Annotated in this window: 12 protein-coding genes; 5 read left to right on the plus strand and 7 right to left on the minus strand. The window is 71.8% G+C overall.

The features are described from left to right. Positions 1-6: 6 nt before the first annotated feature. Positions 7-801 carry a PIG-L deacetylase family protein gene (locus tag ACSMXX_RS17175; RefSeq protein WP_473179577.1) on the plus strand — a complete coding sequence of 265 codons (795 nt, stop codon included), beginning with the start codon at positions 7-9 and terminating at the stop codon, positions 799-801. Between the two features lie 34 nt (positions 802-835). Here ACSMXX_RS17175 and ACSMXX_RS17180 read toward each other — a convergent pair whose 3' ends face one another. Next, the gene (locus ACSMXX_RS17180; protein WP_473179578.1) at positions 836-1,300 is read right to left on the minus strand and encodes an SseB family protein; all 465 of its coding nucleotides are present in this window, start codon (positions 1,298-1,300) and stop codon (positions 836-838) included. Positions 1,301-1,528: 228 nt separating this feature from the next. After that, positions 1,529-3,019, minus strand: coding sequence for a PrsW family intramembrane metalloprotease (locus tag ACSMXX_RS17185; RefSeq protein ID WP_473179579.1), 1,491 nt, complete (start codon positions 3,017-3,019; stop codon positions 1,529-1,531). A gap of 472 nt (positions 3,020-3,491) precedes the next feature. Here ACSMXX_RS17185 and ACSMXX_RS17190 point away from each other — a divergent pair, with 472 nt between their 5' ends. After that, on the plus strand, positions 3,492-4,406 hold the full coding sequence (locus tag ACSMXX_RS17190; RefSeq protein ID WP_473179580.1) for a PRC and DUF2382 domain-containing protein: 915 nt from the start codon (positions 3,492-3,494) through the stop codon (positions 4,404-4,406). Positions 4,407-4,581: 175 nt separating this feature from the next. Here ACSMXX_RS17190 and trmB read toward each other — a convergent pair whose 3' ends face one another. From trmB to ACSMXX_RS17205, 3 genes are all read right to left on the minus strand, one after another. After that, positions 4,582-5,370 (minus strand): tRNA (guanosine(46)-N7)-methyltransferase TrmB, encoded by a 789-nt coding sequence (trmB, locus tag ACSMXX_RS17195; RefSeq protein WP_473184823.1) that lies wholly within the window; start codon positions 5,368-5,370, stop codon positions 4,582-4,584. A 179-nt stretch (positions 5,371-5,549) separates the two neighbouring features. After that, complete coding sequence (gene lhgO, locus ACSMXX_RS17200) at positions 5,550-6,905, minus strand: L-2-hydroxyglutarate oxidase (RefSeq protein WP_473179581.1); 1,356 nt, start codon at positions 6,903-6,905, stop codon at positions 5,550-5,552. A 318-nt stretch (positions 6,906-7,223) separates the two neighbouring features. Next, positions 7,224-8,735 carry an MFS transporter gene (locus tag ACSMXX_RS17205; RefSeq protein ID WP_473179582.1) on the minus strand — a complete coding sequence of 504 codons (1,512 nt, stop codon included), beginning with the start codon at positions 8,733-8,735 and terminating at the stop codon, positions 7,224-7,226. Between the two features lie 1,820 nt (positions 8,736-10,555). Between ACSMXX_RS17205 and ACSMXX_RS17210 the strand changes: the two genes are divergently transcribed. Further along, the gene (locus tag ACSMXX_RS17210; RefSeq protein WP_473179583.1) at positions 10,556-13,195 is read left to right on the plus strand and encodes an asparagine synthase-related protein; all 2,640 of its coding nucleotides are present in this window, start codon (positions 10,556-10,558) and stop codon (positions 13,193-13,195) included. Positions 13,196-13,240: 45 nt separating this feature from the next. Here ACSMXX_RS17210 and ACSMXX_RS17215 read toward each other — a convergent pair whose 3' ends face one another. Further along, on the minus strand, positions 13,241-14,275 hold the full coding sequence (locus ACSMXX_RS17215; RefSeq protein ID WP_473179584.1) for an EamA family transporter: 1,035 nt from the start codon (positions 14,273-14,275) through the stop codon (positions 13,241-13,243). Between the two features lie 114 nt (positions 14,276-14,389). Here ACSMXX_RS17215 and ACSMXX_RS17220 point away from each other — a divergent pair, with 114 nt between their 5' ends. After that, positions 14,390-14,824: an Lrp/AsnC family transcriptional regulator gene (locus ACSMXX_RS17220; RefSeq protein WP_473179585.1), complete on the plus strand. Its 435-nt coding sequence runs from the start codon at positions 14,390-14,392 to the stop codon at positions 14,822-14,824. Between the two features lie 170 nt (positions 14,825-14,994). On the opposite strand, the gene ACSMXX_RS17225 is transcribed toward ACSMXX_RS17220, so the two are convergent. After that, entirely contained in the window at positions 14,995-15,900 is a 906-nt protein-coding gene (locus ACSMXX_RS17225; RefSeq protein WP_473179586.1) for a TetR/AcrR family transcriptional regulator, read from the minus strand. 358 nt (positions 15,901-16,258) lie between these two features. On the opposite strand from ACSMXX_RS17225, the gene ACSMXX_RS17230 reads away from it, so the two are divergent. Next, on the plus strand, positions 16,259-17,647 hold the full coding sequence (locus ACSMXX_RS17230; protein ID WP_473184824.1) for an NAD(P)/FAD-dependent oxidoreductase: 1,389 nt from the start codon (positions 16,259-16,261) through the stop codon (positions 17,645-17,647). Positions 17,648-17,687 lie beyond the last annotated feature (40 nt).

Here is a 17,687-nt window from a genome sequence, read left to right on the forward strand (position 1 = left end):
GCCCTCATGCCCACCCTCATCGCCCTCCACGCCCACCCCGATGACGAAGTGCTGCTCACCGGCGGGACCCTCGCCCGGGCGGCGGCCGAAGGGCACCGGGTCGTGGTCGTCGTGGCCACCGACGGGCTGATGGGCGAGGCACCCCCGGGCGAGGAGCCGCCCCGCATGCGGGAGTTGAGGGACAGCGCCGCGGTGCTCGGAGTCGGGCGGGTCGTGCATCTGGGGTATGCGGACAGCGGGCACGGCAAGGAGCTGTACCCCGATCCGCCGGACCGGAGCCGTTTCGTACGGGCGGATACGGAAGAGGCCGCCCGGCGGCTGGCGGAGGTGCTGCGCGAGGAGGATGCCGATGTGCTGCTCAGCTATGACGCCAACGGCGGTTACGGGCACCGCGACCACGTGAAGGTGCACTACGTCGGGAAGCGGGCTGCCGAACTGGCCGGGACGCCAAGGGTGTTGGAGGCCACCATGCCGAGGGAGGCGTTCGGCCGGCTGATGAGGCTGGTGCGGCTGCTGCGGATCCCCGTCCGGTACGACCCCGAGGCGCTGAGCGGGATCTACAGCTCACGTGCGGACATCACGCACGTCATCGGCGTACGGCGGTACGCGCGGCAGAAGCAGGCCGCGCTCGCCGCACACCGCAGCGAGGTCGCGCAGGGGACGGGCCGGATCGCGCCCGCCATGAGGGCGCTCGTGCGGCTGCCGGTGCCGCTGTTCGGGCTGCTGCTCGGGCGCGAGTGGTTCGTGGAGGCCGGGCCGGGGCGCACGCGTACCCGCACCTGCACCCGTACGGGGATCTAGCGGGCCGGGTCTGGTCCGGGGCCGGACCAGCCGGTCACGTACGTCGGTTGGCGCCCGTCGCGTACGCGTCCAGAGTGGCCTTGTCGGGGACGATGCCCGCGACCGGCGGAAGCACCTGACCGCCGTCGCTGCCGGCGTCCAGCGCGACGCCGCAGGGCCGCCCGGCGGCGGGTATGACGGAGTCGAGGAGCCGCCAGCCCAGCACCTTGCGGTAGTTCCAGACCTGCTTGCCCTCGTCCACGGAAGTGCCAGGCTGGCGGATGCCGATCTCGGCGTTGCTGCCGTGCTTCGCGAAGCGCGCCAGCTTCTTCTCGTCGGAGAAGGCCAGGATCCAGCGGATGCCGCCGAGTTCGGCGGACCAGATGCCGCCCTGGTCGTCGAGCGGTACGAGTACGGCGCGGTGACGGAAGCCGTCCAGGAATGCCGTGAACTCCGGCCGCGCCGCGGCCGCGTCGTCACGGACCTGCTGCTCGGCAGCCACCATGTCGGTCAGTTGCACGACTGCCCCCAACCCTCTGCTGCCTCACCCGTCCCAACTGTGGGCATGCTGGCAGCGATACGAAGTCACCGCAAGTATGTGCTAGTCGTGCAGCCGATACATGGAGTGAGGGAGCTTGGGTCGCTTTGTGCGCCGCCTACCCCGAACTGCACGTGTTCGGCGCCCAGTTCACCGTCCACCGCGCACCGTTTCACTCCCACTCCCCCGCCCCCTTCGTCCGTCACGCCGCTACCGGACCGGGAAGTGCTGGGCTCCGTATGGTGCGTACGTCGGTGGCCCGCCCCAGCCCGGCGGCCGCGGCGGCCCCGGTGGCCGGTAGCGGTTGAGGTTGACCGCCGCCGAGGCCGTCGGCGGGCCTGCGACGCCGTGCCGCTGCCAGACGTGGTGCAGGAGTTCCTGCTCGCGGGCCTGGAAGTCGGGCGCCGGCGACCCGTGGAGCGCGCGGGCGCGCAGCAGTGCCAGCGAGGTGGCGAAGTGCTGGTATTCGGCGACCGTACGGGCACCGGACGGCCCGTGCGCGCGGCGTGCGAACGTACGGGCCATCGCCCGCGCCCGCATGGATGCCAGCCCCCACGGCTCGGCCGCATCGAACCAGCCGGCCGCGGCGTACGCGGGAAGCGTGTCGCGGACGGTACGAAGCTCCAGGCGCCGCGACCAGACCGCCAGCCAGGTCAGCACGGCGAAGACCGGGATCATGAAGAGGGCGTAGACGAAGAGGAACGTGAAGTCCTGCAGGGAAGCGGAGCCGTTCCAGATCGCGTGCAGCAGCGACGCCGTCAGCAGTCCGAGGACCGGGATGAGGATGCGCAGTGCGCGTCCCATGCTGGGCAGCGCGGCGACGATGCCGACGGCGATGCCGGTCAGGGCGGTGAAGAGGGGGTGCGCGAAGGGGGCCACGATGATGCGGATGAAGAAGGTCATCGCGGTCACGGACTCGTGCAGCGCGTCCGGGCCGAGGAGTTGGTCCTCGCCGAAGGCGGTGCCGAGGTAGAGCACGTTCTCGGTGAAGGCGAAGCCCGTGGCGGTGATGCCCGCGAGCGCGATGCCGGATATCACGCCGTTGAAGTCGCGCCGGCGGAAGAGGAACAGCAGCAGGATGGCGGCGCCCTTGGCGGTCTCCTCGACGATCGGTGCGATGACGGTCGAGCCCAGTACGTCGGCACGGGGCTCGGCGTCGGCGTCGGCGAGGGACGTGACGAGCCAGCTCGTGGCCAGGCTGTTGGTGAGGAGGGCGACGAGCGTCGCCGCGAACGCGCCCCACGCGAAGGCGAAGAAGTGGTTGCGCCAGGGGGTCGGCTCGACTCCGTCGATCCAGCGGAACGCGGCGATCAGCAGCGGGACCGGCAGTACGGCGAGACCGAGACCGACGAGGAGGCCGAGAGTGCCGGTCTGCTGCCGTACGAGGCCGAGGATGATCAGGCCGCAGAGCGCGAGCACCGTGACGAGGGTCAGGAGGCGGAGCGTGCGGCGGTGACGGTGCCACCAGGAGGGCGCTGCGGGGGCGCGGTAGCGCCAGTCCGCCGGGGAGGCCGGCATCGCGGGGAACTGGGGCTGCTGGTCCCAGGCCGGGACGGGGTGCGCGTAGGAGTGCGGCTGGGGCTGCGGGCCCGGTTGCCCGCCGGGTTGCGGGCCGGGCTGTGGGCCTGGTTGCGGGGGAGGGCCGCCGTACGGCTGGGGTTGCGGCTGCGGTGACTGCTGCTGCACCGGCTGCTGCCGCATCTGCTGTTGTTGCACCGGATGCGCTTGCGCTTGCGCTTGTGCCTGTGTCTGCGCCTGTGGTGGTTGGTGTGCCGGTTGGGGCGATGTGGCCCGCGGCTGCGGGGCCGGCGGCGTGTCCGTCGCGTCCGGGGCCGTCCCCTCCCGGCGGTCCCGGTCCGACGTGGGCGTGTCCGTACCCGCGGCGTCCTGCCCCTTCGGAGAGGGACGGTCCGCGTGCGGGGGCGCGTCGCGCGCGCCGGAAGGTTCGTCGTCCACCACTCGACAGTAACGAGGCGGGCGGCGGCCTGGAGCGGAGTGCCCCGGATTGACGGACGGAGGCTTCCGACAGGGCCGCGCGGCATGATCAGAAACGGATTCATTCACCCGTTTGGACTGATTTGGCAATGAATGTTCTGGTACGGGCGTGCGAGCGAGGTCAGACCGCGTTTGTCTGGAGTCGGAGTGATACGCCATTGGGAGTAGGAGGCTCTTCATGATCTCCCAGGAGCAGATCCCCGCGGTGGTCGACCACATGATCTACGACCCCGACGGCAAGAAGATCGGCGAGGCCCGCCACGTCTTCCTCGACGAGCGCACGGGCGAGCCGGAGTGGGCCACGGTCCGCACCGGGCTCTTCGGCACTCAGGAGACGTTCGTACCCATCCACGAGGGCCGCGTCGTCGGTGACAACATCGAGGTGCCCTTCGCCAGGACGAAGGTGAAGGACGCACCCCACATGGACGTCTCGAAGGGCCGCCTCACCGAGCAGCAGGAGCGCGAGCTCTACAGCTTCTACGGCTTCGACTGGGACGGCACACAGGCGCCGGCCGAAGGAGAGGCCGGAGTTCAGGGGACGGACACGGATATGGACACGGGTACGGCTGCGGGCGTCGGCGCCGCAGGTACGGCCGGGGCTGCGGGAGCGGCGGGAGCCGCGACCACGGGCGCGATGCCGTACGAGCGTGAAGGCGCCGGTGCCGACGCCGGCCCGGCTGCCGGTTACGCGACCGGGCAGGATGCCATGACCCGTTCCGAGGAGCACCTGCGCGTCGGCACGGAGCGGTACGAGACCGGTCGTGCGCGCCTGCTGAAGTACGTGGTCACGGAGGAGGTCGAACAGACCGTTCCGGTGCGCCACGAGGAGGTGCGCATCGAGCGGGAGCCGATCACCGACGCCAACAGGGGCGCCGCTCTGAGCGGACCCGAGATCTCCGAGGACGCCTACGAGGTCGTCCTGCACGACGAGCGTCCGGTCGTGGAGACCGAGGCGGTGCCGGTCGAGCGGATCCGTCTGGTCACCGAGGAGCACGTCGACCAGGAGACCGTCCGCGGCACGGTCCGTAAGGAGCGCATCGAGGTCGAGGGCATCGACGACTCGACGTCCTACCGCTCCCAGGAAAGCGCCTGACGGACGAGGAAGGACGGGCGGAAGGGACGTGGGGTCGGGCTTCGGCCCGGCCCCACGCCTCGTTCGGCCTGCGCTCTCGTCGCGTTCGGTCCGGCGCTCGCCTCGCCGGGCTCGGTCGGCCGCGGTCGTTCCGTTGGCTGTCGTACCGCTGCTTCGAGTCGCCTTCGAGTCGCCTTCAGCGGCGGCGGAAGAGCAGGTCGCGCACCTTGTGGCCCTGCTCCAGGCCCTGTTCCTCGAAGCGGGTGCGGGGCCGCACGGCTGGGCGCGGGGCGAAGCCGCCGTCGAGCTGGGTGTTCTCGTACGCGGGATGCCCGGAGAGGACGTCGAGCATCTGCTCGGCGTAGGGCTCCCAGTCCGTCGCGCAGTGCACGAGCGCGCCCGAACGCAGTGCGCCTGCCGCGAGGTCGAGGAACTCGGGCTGGATCAGGCGCCGTTTGTGGTGCCGCTTCTTCGGCCAGGGGTCGGGGAAGTAGACGCGGAGGCCGGAGAGGGATTCGGGGGCGAGCATCTCGCGGAGCAGGATGATCGCATCGCCGTTGCCCACACGGATGTTGGTCAGCCCGCGCTCCTCGGCGAGGCGCAGCAGGTTGCCCTGGCCGGGGGTGTGCACGTCTACGGCGAGGATGCCGGTGTCCGGGTCGGCGGCGGCCATTTCGGCGGTGGCCTCTCCCATGCCGAAGCCGATCTCCAGGACGACGGGGCGCTCTTCGCGAGCAGGCGCGGGCGATCCCGTGCGCCCACTCGTACGTTCATGGGGCTGCTGCCCGGAGTCGTCCGCGAACAGCTCGGACAGTTCGATGCGGCGCTGCCCGTCGATGTCGAAGCCCCATCGTGGCCAGAGCCGGCGCAGCGCGGCTCGCTGCCCCGAGGTGACGCGGCTGCGGCGGGGCTGGAAGCTGCGGATGCGGCGCTCGTGGTGCGAGCCGGCCGGGTCGGGCGACGGGCCGGTGCCGTCCGGGAACATGACAGGTCTCTCGAGTCTCTCGGGCTTCTCACGCTTCTCAGGCACAGTACTTCCACTGTACGGGCGCTGCCCGCGGCCCTGGGAAATCCCTGTGACCTCGGGTGGGAGGGTGCGTGGACGGGCAGGCAGACGGGCGGGGTGTGCGGGTGCGCGGGGCCGGGGCGGGCGCCGGTGTGCGCTCAGCGGGCCGCTGGCTCCAGCGCGTTGAGCGCGCTCAGGGCACGTGACGCCACTTCGCGGCCGATGGGCAGCGAAGCCGTGGCTGCGGGGGACGGCGCGTTGAGGACATGGACGGCGTGCGGGCCTTCAGTGATCAGGAAGTCGTCGACGAGCGTCCCGTCGTGCAGTACCGCCTGTGCGCGCACTCCCGCGGGAGCGGGGACCAAGTCGCCCTCGGAGACCTCCGGGAGCAGCCGCCGCACCGCCTCGGTGAACGCGCGCTTGGAGAGGGAACGGCGCAACTCGCCCGCCCCGTAACGCCAGTGGCGGCGGGCCATGCGCCAGGTGCCCGGGTGGGCGAGGACCGCGGCCAGTTCGGCGGGGCGGACCGTGCGCCAGTCGTACCCCTCGAGCGCGAGCGCGGGAACGGCGTTCGGACCGATGTGGACGCCGCCGTCGACGCCGCGCGTGAGGTGCACGCCGAGGAAGGGAAAGGCCGGGTCGGGCACGGGATAGACGAGCCCGCGCACGAGATCCTCGCGGGCACGCGCCAGTTCGAAATACTCGCCGCGGAACGGGACGATGCGCGCGGCCGGTTCGTCCCCGGTCAGCTGTGCCACTCGCGCGCAGTGCAGGCCCGCGCAGTTGACCATCGCGCGGGCCCGTACGACGGAGGAACCCTGCGGCGAGGAACCCCGCGCCGGGGAGCCGGTCGCCGTCGAGCCGGCCGGTGAGCACGGGGCGTCCTCCTCGGCCACCCGTACGGCCACGCCCTTGCCCGTACGCCGCCGCACGGCCGTGACCTGCGAGCCGTAACGGATCTCTGCTCCGCCCTCCTGGGCGAGCCGCGCCAGCTGCCCGGCGACCGCGCCGAAGTCGCACACCCCGGTCGTGCCCACATCGATGGCGGCCAGGCCGCGCACGTGCGGCTCGCGTGCGGCGATCTGCGCGGGCCCCAACTCCCGTACGGGAATGCCGTGCTGTCTGCCGCGCTGGATCAGGGCGTGCAGCCGGGGGAGCTCCTCGCGGTCGGTGGCGACGATCAGCTTTCCCGTCACCTCGTGCGGAATTCCGTACTCCGCGCAGAAGGCCGTCATCTCGGCCGCGCCCCGCACCGCGAAGCGGGCCTTGAGCGAACCGGGCCGGTAGTAGATCCCGCTGTGGATCACGCCGCTGTTCCGGCCCGTCTGGTGCCGCGCCGGGCCGGGCTCCTTCTCCAGGACGACGACGCGCGTGCCCGGTGCGGCGCGCGTGATCGCGTACGCGGTGGAGAGGCCGACGATGCCGCCGCCGACGATCACGACATCGCAGTCGTACCCGGGGCGGGGGCGGGCGCGGCGGGAGCTGCCGGGCGTGGCGGGCGCCGGCTCTTGCATGGCTCTCCCCGGGGTGGTGCTGGAGGCGCTGGACGTTTGGGGTGGGTGAGACGGGCGGGACGCGGGCGCTCTGCTCGTCGGGGACGTGTCGGTCGTGTCGGCGGGCACGTTCTCCATCATGAACCGCACCACTGACAACAGGCTGCGACGCAGGTCACGATGCGGGCAACCCCGTTCCACTTCCGCCGGCACGCGTGCTCGTACGGGCACCGGTCCTCGCGCTCGTACGGGCACCGGCACGCGCGCCGGCACCGGTCCTCGTGCTCGTCCTCGCGCCGCGTCCGCTCCGGCGGATTCCGCCTGGGCGGGCAGCCGGCCTCACGCCGGTGCCGCCAGCAGCGGCCGTGCCTGCTCCCGCAGCTCCGCAACCCGCGGCTCGTCCCCGTACGGCTCCAGACGGTGCAGCAGGTCCCGTACGTACTCGGTGGTGCGGGCCGAGGAGATGCGGCCGGCCACCTCGACGGCACGCGCTCCCGCAGCGCACGCGGCGTCGAGGTTGCCCGACTCCAGCTCGGCGACCGCCGATACGACGAGGCGCAGCCCGTGCGACCGTACGAACTCCTCCGTCGGCTTCGACAGCGCCTTCTCGGTGAAGCGGCGCACCTGGCGCGGGGCCTTCAGGTCGCGGTAGCACTCGGCGGCGTCGGCGGCGAGCCGGTCGTAGGAGTAGAAGTCCAGCCAGGAGGGGTCGGCGTCGCCTTCGCGCGCCCGCTCCAGCCAGCTCTCCGCGCCGGAGAGGGCGGCGCCGCACGCGTGCGAATCGTTGGCCTTGGCGTGTGCACGGGCCTCGACGAGACGGAAGAAGCTCATGGTGCGCGCGGTGGCGAGGCCGCGGTTGCGTTCCACGGCGGCCTGCGCGAGGTCGACGCCCTCGTCGGCGAAGCCGCGGTAGGTGGCCTGGAGCGACATGGAGGCCAGAACGTAGCCGCCGAGCGGGACGTCGGCCGCGGCGCGGGCCAGCCGCAGTGCCTGGATGTAGTAGCGCTGAGCCGCCTCCTGCTGCCCGGTGTCGAAGGCCATCCAGCCCGCGAGGCGCGTGAGTTCGGAGGTGGCGCCGAAGAGAGAGCGGCCGACCTCGTCGGTGTACGCGCCGAGAAGTAACGGCGCCGCGTCCACTCGCAGACACTCCGGGACCATCGACGAACGCCAGTCGCCGCCACCGTACTTGGAGTCCCAGCGGCGCGCCTCGTCCGCGGCCTCGCGCAGCTTTGCGACGTCGGTGTGGCCGACGCGCAGCGCCGCCGCGGGCTCCGAATCGGCCCCGCTGTCAGGGCTGTTGGCGGATCCGCCGTCCCCGGCGGAGCCGTCCGCCCCGGTGCCCGCGCCCGTGCCGGATGCGGCGGCGGTCTCCGGGTCGCGGGCGACGGAACTGTCGGCCGGGGTTATCAGCCAGCGGGACGCGGGCGTCGCGTACGCGCTGACGGCGAACGACCCGGCCAGCGACTGCCAGATGCCGCCACCGCCGCGGCGGCCGCCGTGCAGGTCCAGACGGTACAGATCGGTGGCGGCCTTCACCGCGGCGCGTACGTCGCGCGGGAAGGCGAGGCCGACTTCGGGCGCGGGGTCGGCGTCCGCGAGTCCGATCTCGTGCAGCGGTACGGGGCGGCCCAGCTTGCTGCCGATCGCCGCCGCGATGAGATGGGGCGCGGCGCCCTGCGGGACCATTCCCTTGGAGACCCAGCGGGCGACCGACGTCTTGTCGTAGCGGAGCGTCAGACCGCGCTGCGCACCCAAGTCGTTGACCCTGCGGGCGAGTCCGGCGTTGCTGATCCCTGCGAGGGCGAGAACGGTGCCGAGTTTCTCATTCGGCCCGCGTGGCTCCCTGGACATGCGCGCACACCCCTGACACACAGCGACGGCCACCCCGCCGGCCGGTGCGAACCGGCGGCAAGGCACCTGCTACCCGCGTAAGACTCGCGGGATGCCTCCCTGGAGACCGGACCTGTGCGGCAGGTACGGCGCGGGACGCACTGAGGACTTAGCGTAGTTCGCCGCATCCCTACCGTTAAGGGGCGCTGGATGGGATGGCGGGATTCGTGTCCGTGCGCAGGGCGGTGTCGAGCGGTGTGGAGGGGCTCGGAGCTGTGTACGGTCTGTCGCCGGATGCCGGTTCGCGTGACCGTCCGCGTGTGTGGCGGCGGTCGGTTGCGGGCGGACGGCGGAAACCCATGGGGGCCGTCGGCGGAACGTCTTCGGCGCCTCGGCAGGTGGGGGGTGGCGCGAGGGTGGCGCGTCGGTGAGATCCCGGGGGTGGGCACCGGCGGGGGCACGGCGGGGGACAGGCGGATTGCCCGGTCGGGAGGCGGGCGGACGTCGTGGAAACCGGACAGTGTTTCCGGGGGGAGTTTTCATGTGTGTGTCTGTGCCCGCGTCCTTGTGTCTGCCGGTGTCTGTCTGTGTCTGCCGGCATCTGTGTGTGTCTGCTGATGTCCGCCGTGTCTGTGTCTGCCCCTTTGTGCCTGGGTGTGCCAGTGCTTGTTCGGTTGTGGCTGCGTGTGTGTCCCGGCGGGTGCGTACGTGCGTCCGTCACGTGCCAACTGCCGTAGGACGCACAGGAGTAGGCCGAAATCCGTGTGAAGAAATCGTCGGATAACGGCGCCGCGGCCGGTGCCTCCCGTGCTCCGGGTGTGTGGTCGTGCGCCTGCTCATGCGCCTGTGCGGGGCGTCGGGCGGGAGCTTCCATGAGAAGTGCGTGGGTCGGCCCGCTGAACTGGACCAGCGGGCTGGGGGAAACCGCCGCCCCATTCCCCGCGGGCGACGGTCCGGCCCGGGAAGTTGGAGAAGCCTTCCCGGGCCGGCGAACCCCGCCGACGTGCGGCGAACCCACCGACGCACCTTCTTCGGTGTGATTCCCGGGCGTCGGCTGCTCCGCCGTCTCCGCCGTCTTCTCCGCTTCTCCGCCGCCTTCTCCGCCGTCGAGTTGCTGCTTCGCGAGCGCCAAACCGGCCTGGGCGGGAGCGCTGTCGGGGCCGTGCGGATCTGTCGCGACGCGCCTATCGGCGGTTTGCTCCGGCGCTTCGCCTCCGGAGCCCTCACAGTTCCGGCACGTTCTCGCGCGCCTTCGGCTCCGATCGGTTCCGATCACCTGCCCGGGCGTCGGGGCTCCGGCACGGGGTCGCGGACGTACCTCCGTACGGCTCCGTACGGGCATCGGCCGCGGGCGGACGTACGAACGCGGTGAACACGGGGCGTAGGAATCCGGGGTCCGCAGAAACGGACTCCGGGGGTCAGCTCAACGCGCGGCCGCGCTCCCATACTTGGCCGAATAACATCGGTCAGCCGTGCGGTGCCGCGAGCCGAAGCCAGCGGTATATGCCTTACGTCCGGGGGCTGCCGGGGCGGAGGCCCGAGGAGAGCCCCACGGGCTGCCGTCCCGCTGCCGTCCAGCTCCCGTCCGACTGTCGCCGAAAGCGCGGCGGCCCCCGTCTGCGCGGCCGACCCGGCGCACGTGCCGTGCAACCCGCCTTCATGAGCGGCGCGTTGGGGCCAGATATGCGCCCCTTTCACGCCTCTCGTGCACCCTACTCGTGGCAACATGGCCGCAGGGCAGCATGGGGCCTCCCCGCCGAAGGCAGGGGACAGGCATTCCCCGGAAGCAGGGGGAGGCAGGCCCCACGACGGCGTCACTCAGGCAGCGGAGGCGGGCGGCGATGCGATGGTTGGTGGGATGGAGCAGCGCCGCTCCGGGACGCGGACAGTACACGCCGGGTTCTCTGGAGCCGGTGGGCGCACAGCTTCTGTGGAGTGACCCCGACCCGCTCTGGGCGGTGGGGGACTGGCGTCCGGACGAGGTTCGGATCGTCGAGGCCGACGCCGCCAACCGCCTTGCCGTCTTCGGGTGTTGCGGCGCCAGCGACGAAGAACTGCGTGTGGGTCTCTCCGCCGCACGCGGCGGCGCGTACCGGCATCTGACCGCCTGGCCCGGCAGTTACACGGCGGTCGCCTGCGTCGGCCGTCGCCTCACCGTCGCTGCCGACCTCGCGGGCGCCCGTCCCGTCTTCCACACGCCGTGGGACGGCGGCACCGCCTACGCCACCGCCGCCCTGCCGCTCGCCGACCTCACCGAGGCGCAACTCGACATCGGTCACCTCGGCGCGCTGCTCGCCTGTCCCGATGCGCCCGAGGCGCTCGGAGACGGCACTCCGTACGAGGGGGTGCGTCGCGTACCGCCCGGCCACGCGCTGATCCTGCGCGAAGGCAGCCGTGAGATCACCAGTTACGAGCCCGCGTCGTCGCTCGTCGTCTCCGCCCCGCCGCCCGTGGACCCCGAGACGGCGGTCGCTCGGGTGCGGGACGCGCTGGTGGAGGCCGTACGGGCGCGGCTGGCGGCACCGCGGCATGCGTCGGAGAGCGACCTGGGATACGGCTCCGGCGGCGAGTACCCCGGTGCCGCTTACGGGGACGGCGCGTATGCGGACGGTGCATATGGGGACGGCGCGTACGGCGAACGGACCTACGGCGAACGGGCGTTCAGCGACGAGGGGCATCCCGCGAGTGCGTACGGGCACGATGCGTACGCCCATGACGGGTACGGGTACGGGCACGGCCACCAGCCGTACGTCGACGACTCGTACGGACGCGACTCGTACGGACGCGACTCGTACATCCACGACTCGTACATCCACGACTCCTACGGACGCGAGCCGTACAGCGGCAGCGGGCCCGACCCGGGCGGGCCCGGGCGAACGGCCGCCGGCGGTGCGTCAGGCGCCCGCAACGGCCGTGCCACCCATGGCATGGACGGCCGCGACCCCGGCCCGGTCCCCGGCATGGGCCCCGCCGACCGGCGCGCCGCACGCGGCGGCCCCGCGCCCGGTGTGGGCGCCGATCTCTCGGGCGGTCCCGCCTCCGGCACGCTCGCCCTGCTCGCCGCCGGGCTGCCGGGGGTGCCAGGGACCGTGCACGGCGCACTGGACGGCACGGAAGGGGGCGCGCGGCTGCTGGCCGTGACCTTCAACGACCTTGCCACCAGCGGCGGTTCGGACGGCTCCGCCGCCGCGGAGCTGGAACGGGCGCGCAGCATCGCGGACGATCCGCGGCTGCATCACGTCGTCGTCGCGGCCGGTGAAGAGGCCCTGCCCTTCGCCGAGTTGGAGGGGCCTCTCACGGATGAGCCCGGTCCGTCGCTCGTCGTCGCGGACAGACACCGGCAGCGGCTGGCGGTCGGCAGCTCGGACCACTTCGTCGGGTACGGCGCACGTCAGGTGATCGACGCTCACCCGGCGCGTCTCGCGGATCTGCTGATGGACCGCCGCCGACGTCATCTGCTGCGTCCCGTCGCGGCGTTGGCGCGCGCGGAGGACGTACCGCCGGGCCGGTCGGTGCTGGTGCCGTGGACGGTCTACAGGGCCGCGCGCAAGCTCGCCCGTACGCAGTACCGGGACGGCGTCACCGCCACCGCCGAGCGGCTGCGCTCCGGCGGCTTCGGGCGCAGCGGCTCGGGACGGAACGGCTCCGGGCGGAACTCGGCCGGTCAGGGGCGGAGTTCGGATGACGGCTCGGTGGACGGCTCCGGTTCCGGCCAGGGCGCGGACATGGGGAAAGGTTTTGCCGACCTCGGACCCTTCGGCGGTGCGGGCGGCTACGGCAGTGAGGGCGCCGTCGGCGCCTCGGTGGCCGCCCTCACCTGGTGCCGTCCGGGCCCTGCGGCCCGGTGGCTGACGGGAGAGGCCCTGGCCGAGGTGTCCGTACGGCTCGAAGCGGCGGCCAGGCTCCGCCCCACCGTGGAACGTCCCGGCGAACGGCGTGCCCGCGCCGCCCTCGCCCGTCAGGCCGCGGACCACCGGGTACTCGAACAGGCCGCCGAGGTCCGCAACCAGCGTCTGCACGCCCCCTTCTACGACAACCAGGTCGTACGGGCCTGCCGCGACCTCCCCGAAGCGCTGCGCGTCAAGCCGGGCGCTCGGGCGTCCGTGCTGCGCGCGGTGCTGGCGGGCGCCGGTGTGCACGAACTGCCGGCGGGCTGGGGCGCCCCGTCCCACGCGTACCAGGCGGCCTCCGTACGGGCGGGTCTGCGCACCGCCGCCGGCGAACTCATCGAACTCTTCGACTCCCCCCTCCTCGCGGACGCCGGACTGGTCGAGGCCCGAGTCGTACGCAAGGCCATCCGCGCCGCCTCCCAGGGCGAACCGCTGCCCCTCGACGGCCTCGCCGACCTCGTCTCGACGGAGCTGTGGCTGCGCCGCCTCGTCTCGCGGCGCGGCACATGCTGGACGGGCTCCGCCGCACCACGGCAGCGGGCGGTGGCCTCGGGCGTGCTCCCCGCCGCCCAGCAACGTCCGGCACTCTGACCCCGAGGGCGACACCGGCGCCCTCCACTACGCCGGCGATCTCCGCTACGGCCGTGACGGCTGCGACGACCCCTGTGACTGTGACGGCGGCGGGACGGCGGAGCGCTCCTGATGGATCGCGACGCCGGCCACGACCAGGGCGACGCCGGCCAGTTCGAGCCATGTGGGTGTCTGACCGAGCACCACGAAGCCGACGGCGACCGCCGTGGCCGGCAGCAGCGAGAGCATGAGCGCGAACGTGGCACGAGGCAGCCGTGACATGGCGAGCTGATCGCATACGTAGGGGATGACGGAGGAACAGATCCCCACCCCGAACGCGCTCGCCAGCAGCACCGGTGACGTGAGCGCCTCCGCCGCGTCACCGATGCCGACGGGAGCCACCACGGCCATCGCCACGAGCATCGCCGCACCCAGTCGGTCGATGCCCGACGCTCCGCCGTCAGCCGCCAGCCGGTGACCCAGCACCACGTAGAGCACGAACAGGGCACAGTTGCCGAACGCGAAGGCCAGGCCCAGCGGTTCGGCGGCGAGATGCACGTCCGTGAGCAGCCAGACCCCGCCGACTGCGATGAACAGCGCACACGCGTTGCGCGCGGTACGCAGCCCCAGCGCGGCAAGCAGCACCGGCCCCAGGAACTCGATCGCGCCCACCGTCCCCAACGGCAGCCGCTCCAAGGCGAGATAGAACGAACTGTTCATCAGCCCCAGCACCGCCCCCAGCGCCAGAAGCAGCCGCCGCCGACGCCCGGAGGACCTCGCCCACACCCGCCACGGCCGACGCCATATGGCGAAGACGACCGCGGCGGAGGCACACCGGAGCCAGGCGACCCCCAGCACATCGATCCGGGCGAACAGCAGAACCGCGAACGCCGGCCCGAGGTAGTGGAAGACCGCACTGGTCACGAAGTACGTGGACGGAGGAAGCCTGCCGCCCGCCGCGACGGCCTTGCTGCGGGCCCGGGACTCCGCTTCTCCGCCGGACCGCCCGGCGCCGGCACCGCCGACGGCACCGGCGTCCGTCCCGGGACTCCTGCCCGTACCTGTGCCTGAGCCTGTGAGGAAACGCGGGAGGTTGACCATGCATGGCACGATCGCAACAATTCTCTGGCGGAACCATGACGAAAAGGCAAGCTCTTCAGTGAAATGGTTTCTTGTTGTCTCTACAGATCACCTCTCAACTTGGCGATGATGAAGATGGATGCTGTGGACAGGGCGCTTCTGGTGGAGCTGGACGCCGACCCCCGTCTGCCCACCGCCGAACTGGCCCGACGTATCGAGGTCTCGGTGCCCACCGCGCGGGACCGTCTGCGCAGGCTCCAGGAGAGCGGAGTCATCCGCGGCTACCGCCTGGACGTCGACCCGGCAGCGCTCGGCTACCCGGTGGCCGCCTTCGTGCGCGTACGGCCCGGGCCAGGGCAGCTGCCGAAGATCGCCGAACTCGCTCAGAGCCTCCCCCAGGTCAGCGAGTGCCATCGCGTCACCGGCGAGGACTGCTTTCTGATCAAGGTCCATGCGGCGGGCGTCAGTTCGTTCGAGGAGGTCCTCGACCGGTTTCTGCTCTACGGGCAGACGACAACTTCGATCGTCCAGTCCACGCCCGTACCACCCCGGACTCCCGGGCTGGAGTGAGCGTGTGAGCGAGTCAGGACACGGCCGGAACGCAGAGCCCCACGGACCCGCCGGCCCCGACTCGAACCCGGACCGGGACCGGAACCCGGACCCGGATCCGAACCCGGACCCAGATCCGAACCCGGACCGGAGTCACGTGCCCGTCGCTGCCCCCGAGATCGCCCGCGCCCTCACGCCTGAGGGCGCGGGCGCAGCCCTTCCAGAAGTATCTCGAGCAGCCGCCTCGACGCCGCCGCCTGTTGTGCGGCGTCCGGGAGCGAGGGTGCCGCGGTGGCTATCACCAGCAGCACGTCGCCGACCGTCACATCGTCGCGCAACTCCCCCGCCTCACGGGTTCGTTGCACCATCTGACCGACGACGCCCAGCAACTCCGCACAGCCGGAGTCGTCTTCGAACCCCTCCAGACCGTCACCGTCGCCACGCCCGGTCTGCCCTTGAGCAGGTGCCGCCGTGGCAGAGGTACCGTCCTCGACCAGCCGCAGCCCGGCCTGGCCCTCCTGCTCGTACGCGGCCTGCCGCTGCTGCGGCACCCGCGCCGGAGAGCCTCCGGCGACCGGCACATCGCCGCCCCAGCCGTCTGCGCGCAGTATCCGGGGCGGCAGCAGACGGCCCGCACCCGAGGCCACCGATGTGCGAAGGAAGCGTGAGAGAGCCGACCACGGCTCCTGCTCCTGCCCCAGCGCGGTGCGTGCCTGTTCGGTGAGGCGGGCAGTCTCCTCCGCCGCTATCCGCCGGACCAGTACGTCCTTGCTCGGGAACCGGCGGTAGACGGTGCCCACACCGACCCGGGCCCGCCGGGCGACGTCCTCCATCGGCGCGCCGTAGCCCAGCTCGCCGAAGACCTCGCGGGCGGCCCTCAGTACATGTTCGAGATTCCTCTGCGCGTCCACTCGCAACGGAGTTGGACGCGGGGCGGCCACGGCCTCTGCGGCCCTGCCGGCCCTGTTCGCGCTGGTGGTGTCTTCGACGGCGCCGATTCCGCTGCCGCCGTCGCCCGCCCCCTGGCTCCCCGTGTCCGGAACCGCCGACATGGCAGCGGCAATGGAAGAAGAGCCGTGAATACCCTGAATGCGCATCAAATTTCCCCCGGTCATCAAAGTCTCCCCCCGGAGACCCTCACGCTGTCGCGGTCGGCGGCGCCGGCACCGTGGTCCTCAAGCACCGCACCTCCGACGACCATCGAAGATAGTTGAGACTCTGGTCATGAGAGAAGAGGGCGGTCTGGCGGACGTCCCACAGTGGCCGGAACGACACCCCACGGAAGCGCCGCGCACCACTTTCCGCACCTCAGCATTCCCCTTCTGACCTGCTGTGATCCGCACGTTGCGGTGCCGGAACGGGAAGCGGATGCAGGGTTTCCGTCGGTCACACAATTCTTTGAGCCTGTGGACAAACACCCGGTCGCGGGTGCGTCATGGACTCGTGACGAAGGCGATGAACGGAACCGCCCGCATCCTCGTGATCGGCGGCGGATATGTGGGCATGTACACGGCCCTGCGTCTTCAGCAAAAGCTGAAGCACCAGCTCAGGCAGACAGCGAACGGCCCCGGCAGCTCCGGCGGGGTCGAGGTCGTCGTGGTCGACCCCGAGCCCTACATGACCTACCAGCCCTTCCTCCCCGAAGCGGCCGCCGGGTCCATCTCGCCGCGCCATGTCGTCGTACCCCTGCGCAGAGTCCTGCGGGACTGCCGGCTCGTCGTCGGCGAAGCGGTCTCCATCGACCACGAACGGCGCGTCGCCCACGTCAAGACGCTCGCCACGGAGGAGGAAGGAACCGCCGCCGTCGAGATCCCCTACACCGAACTCGTACTGGCGCCCGGCTCCGTCTCCCGCACCCTCCCCGTCCCCGGTCTCGCGGAGCACGGCATCGGCTTCAAGACGGTCGAGGAGGCCATCGGGCTCCGCAACCACGTGCTCGAACAGCTCGACATCGCCTCGTCCACCCGCAACCCTGAGATTCGCGACGCCGCTCTCACGTTCGTCTTCGTCGGCGGCGGTTACGCGGGGGTCGAGGCCCTGGCGGAGCTGGAGGACATGGCCCGCTACGCGTGCCGCTACTACCACAACGTGCGCGCCGAGGAGATGAAATTCCTGCTCGTCGAGGCCTCCGCGAAGATCCTCCCCGAGGTCGGCGAGGAGATGGGCGTCTACGCGCTGCGCGAGCTGCGCGCCCGCAACATCGACGTACGGCTGGAGACCCGCCTGGACTCCTGCGAGGAGCGGGTCGCCGTGCTCAGCGACGGCTCCCGCCACCCCACGCGCACCCTCGTCTGGACAGCCGGCGTCAAACCGCACCCCGTGCTCGCCGCGGCAGGCCTCCCCCTCAACGGCCGCGGCAGACTCAAGTGCACGGCTCAACTGCGCGTCGACGGCGTCGAGAACGCGTGGTCCGCGGGCGACGCAGCCGCCGTGCCCGACCTCCTCTCCGAGGAGAAGGGCGAGAAGGGCGCCCTGTGCGCCCCCAACGCCCAGCACGCCGTGCGCCAGGCGCGCCGCCTCGCGGACAACATCGCGGCCACCCTGCGGGGCGAGCCCGCCACCGACTACCGTCACGCCTACGCGGGCTCCGTCGCATCGCTCGGACTGCACAAGGGCGTCGCGCACGTCTACGGGCGCAAGCTGAAGGGCTACCCGGCGTGGTTCATGCACCGCGCCTACCACCTCAGCCGCGTCCCCACGATCAACAGAAAGGCAAGAGTCCTCGCCGAATGGACCTTGGCGGGGCTCTTCAAGCGCGAGATCGTCTCACTCGGTTCGCTCGAACATCCCCGTGCCGAGTTCGAACTCGCGGCAGGTGGCGTACGCCGTCCCGAGGACGGCTGAGGAACCGCTCCGGGGTCCGCCTCCCCGGAGCGGCCGGACC

The sequence above is a fragment of the Streptomyces sp. DSM 116795 genome, assembly GCF_055792905.1.

Excerpts from the sequence above, each read along its gene's own strand:
- ACSMXX_RS17175 (WP_473179577.1), top strand. The coding sequence starts at position 7 with ATGCCCACCCTCATCGCCCTCCACGCCCACCCCGATGACGAAGTGCTG.
- ACSMXX_RS17185 (WP_473179579.1), bottom strand. The coding sequence starts at position 3,019 with ATGCGGCAGCAGCCGGTGCAGCAGCAGTCACCGCAGCCGCAACCCCAG.
- ACSMXX_RS17190 (WP_473179580.1), top strand. The coding sequence starts at position 3,492 with ATGATCTCCCAGGAGCAGATCCCCGCGGTGGTCGACCACATGATCTAC.
- trmB (WP_473184823.1), bottom strand. The coding sequence starts at position 5,370 with ATGTTCCCGGACGGCACCGGCCCGTCGCCCGACCCGGCCGGCTCGCAC.
- lhgO (WP_473179581.1), bottom strand. The coding sequence starts at position 6,905 with ATGCAAGAGCCGGCGCCCGCCACGCCCGGCAGCTCCCGCCGCGCCCGC.
- ACSMXX_RS17205 (WP_473179582.1), bottom strand. The coding sequence starts at position 8,735 with ATGTCCAGGGAGCCACGCGGGCCGAATGAGAAACTCGGCACCGTTCTC.
- ACSMXX_RS17210 (WP_473179583.1), top strand. The coding sequence starts at position 10,556 with ATGCGATGGTTGGTGGGATGGAGCAGCGCCGCTCCGGGACGCGGACAG.
- ACSMXX_RS17215 (WP_473179584.1), bottom strand. The coding sequence starts at position 14,275 with ATGGTCAACCTCCCGCGTTTCCTCACAGGCTCAGGCACAGGTACGGGC.
- ACSMXX_RS17220 (WP_473179585.1), top strand. The coding sequence starts at position 14,390 with ATGGATGCTGTGGACAGGGCGCTTCTGGTGGAGCTGGACGCCGACCCC.
- ACSMXX_RS17225 (WP_473179586.1), bottom strand. The coding sequence starts at position 15,900 with ATGCGCATTCAGGGTATTCACGGCTCTTCTTCCATTGCCGCTGCCATG.
- ACSMXX_RS17230 (WP_473184824.1), top strand. The coding sequence starts at position 16,259 with ATGAACGGAACCGCCCGCATCCTCGTGATCGGCGGCGGATATGTGGGC.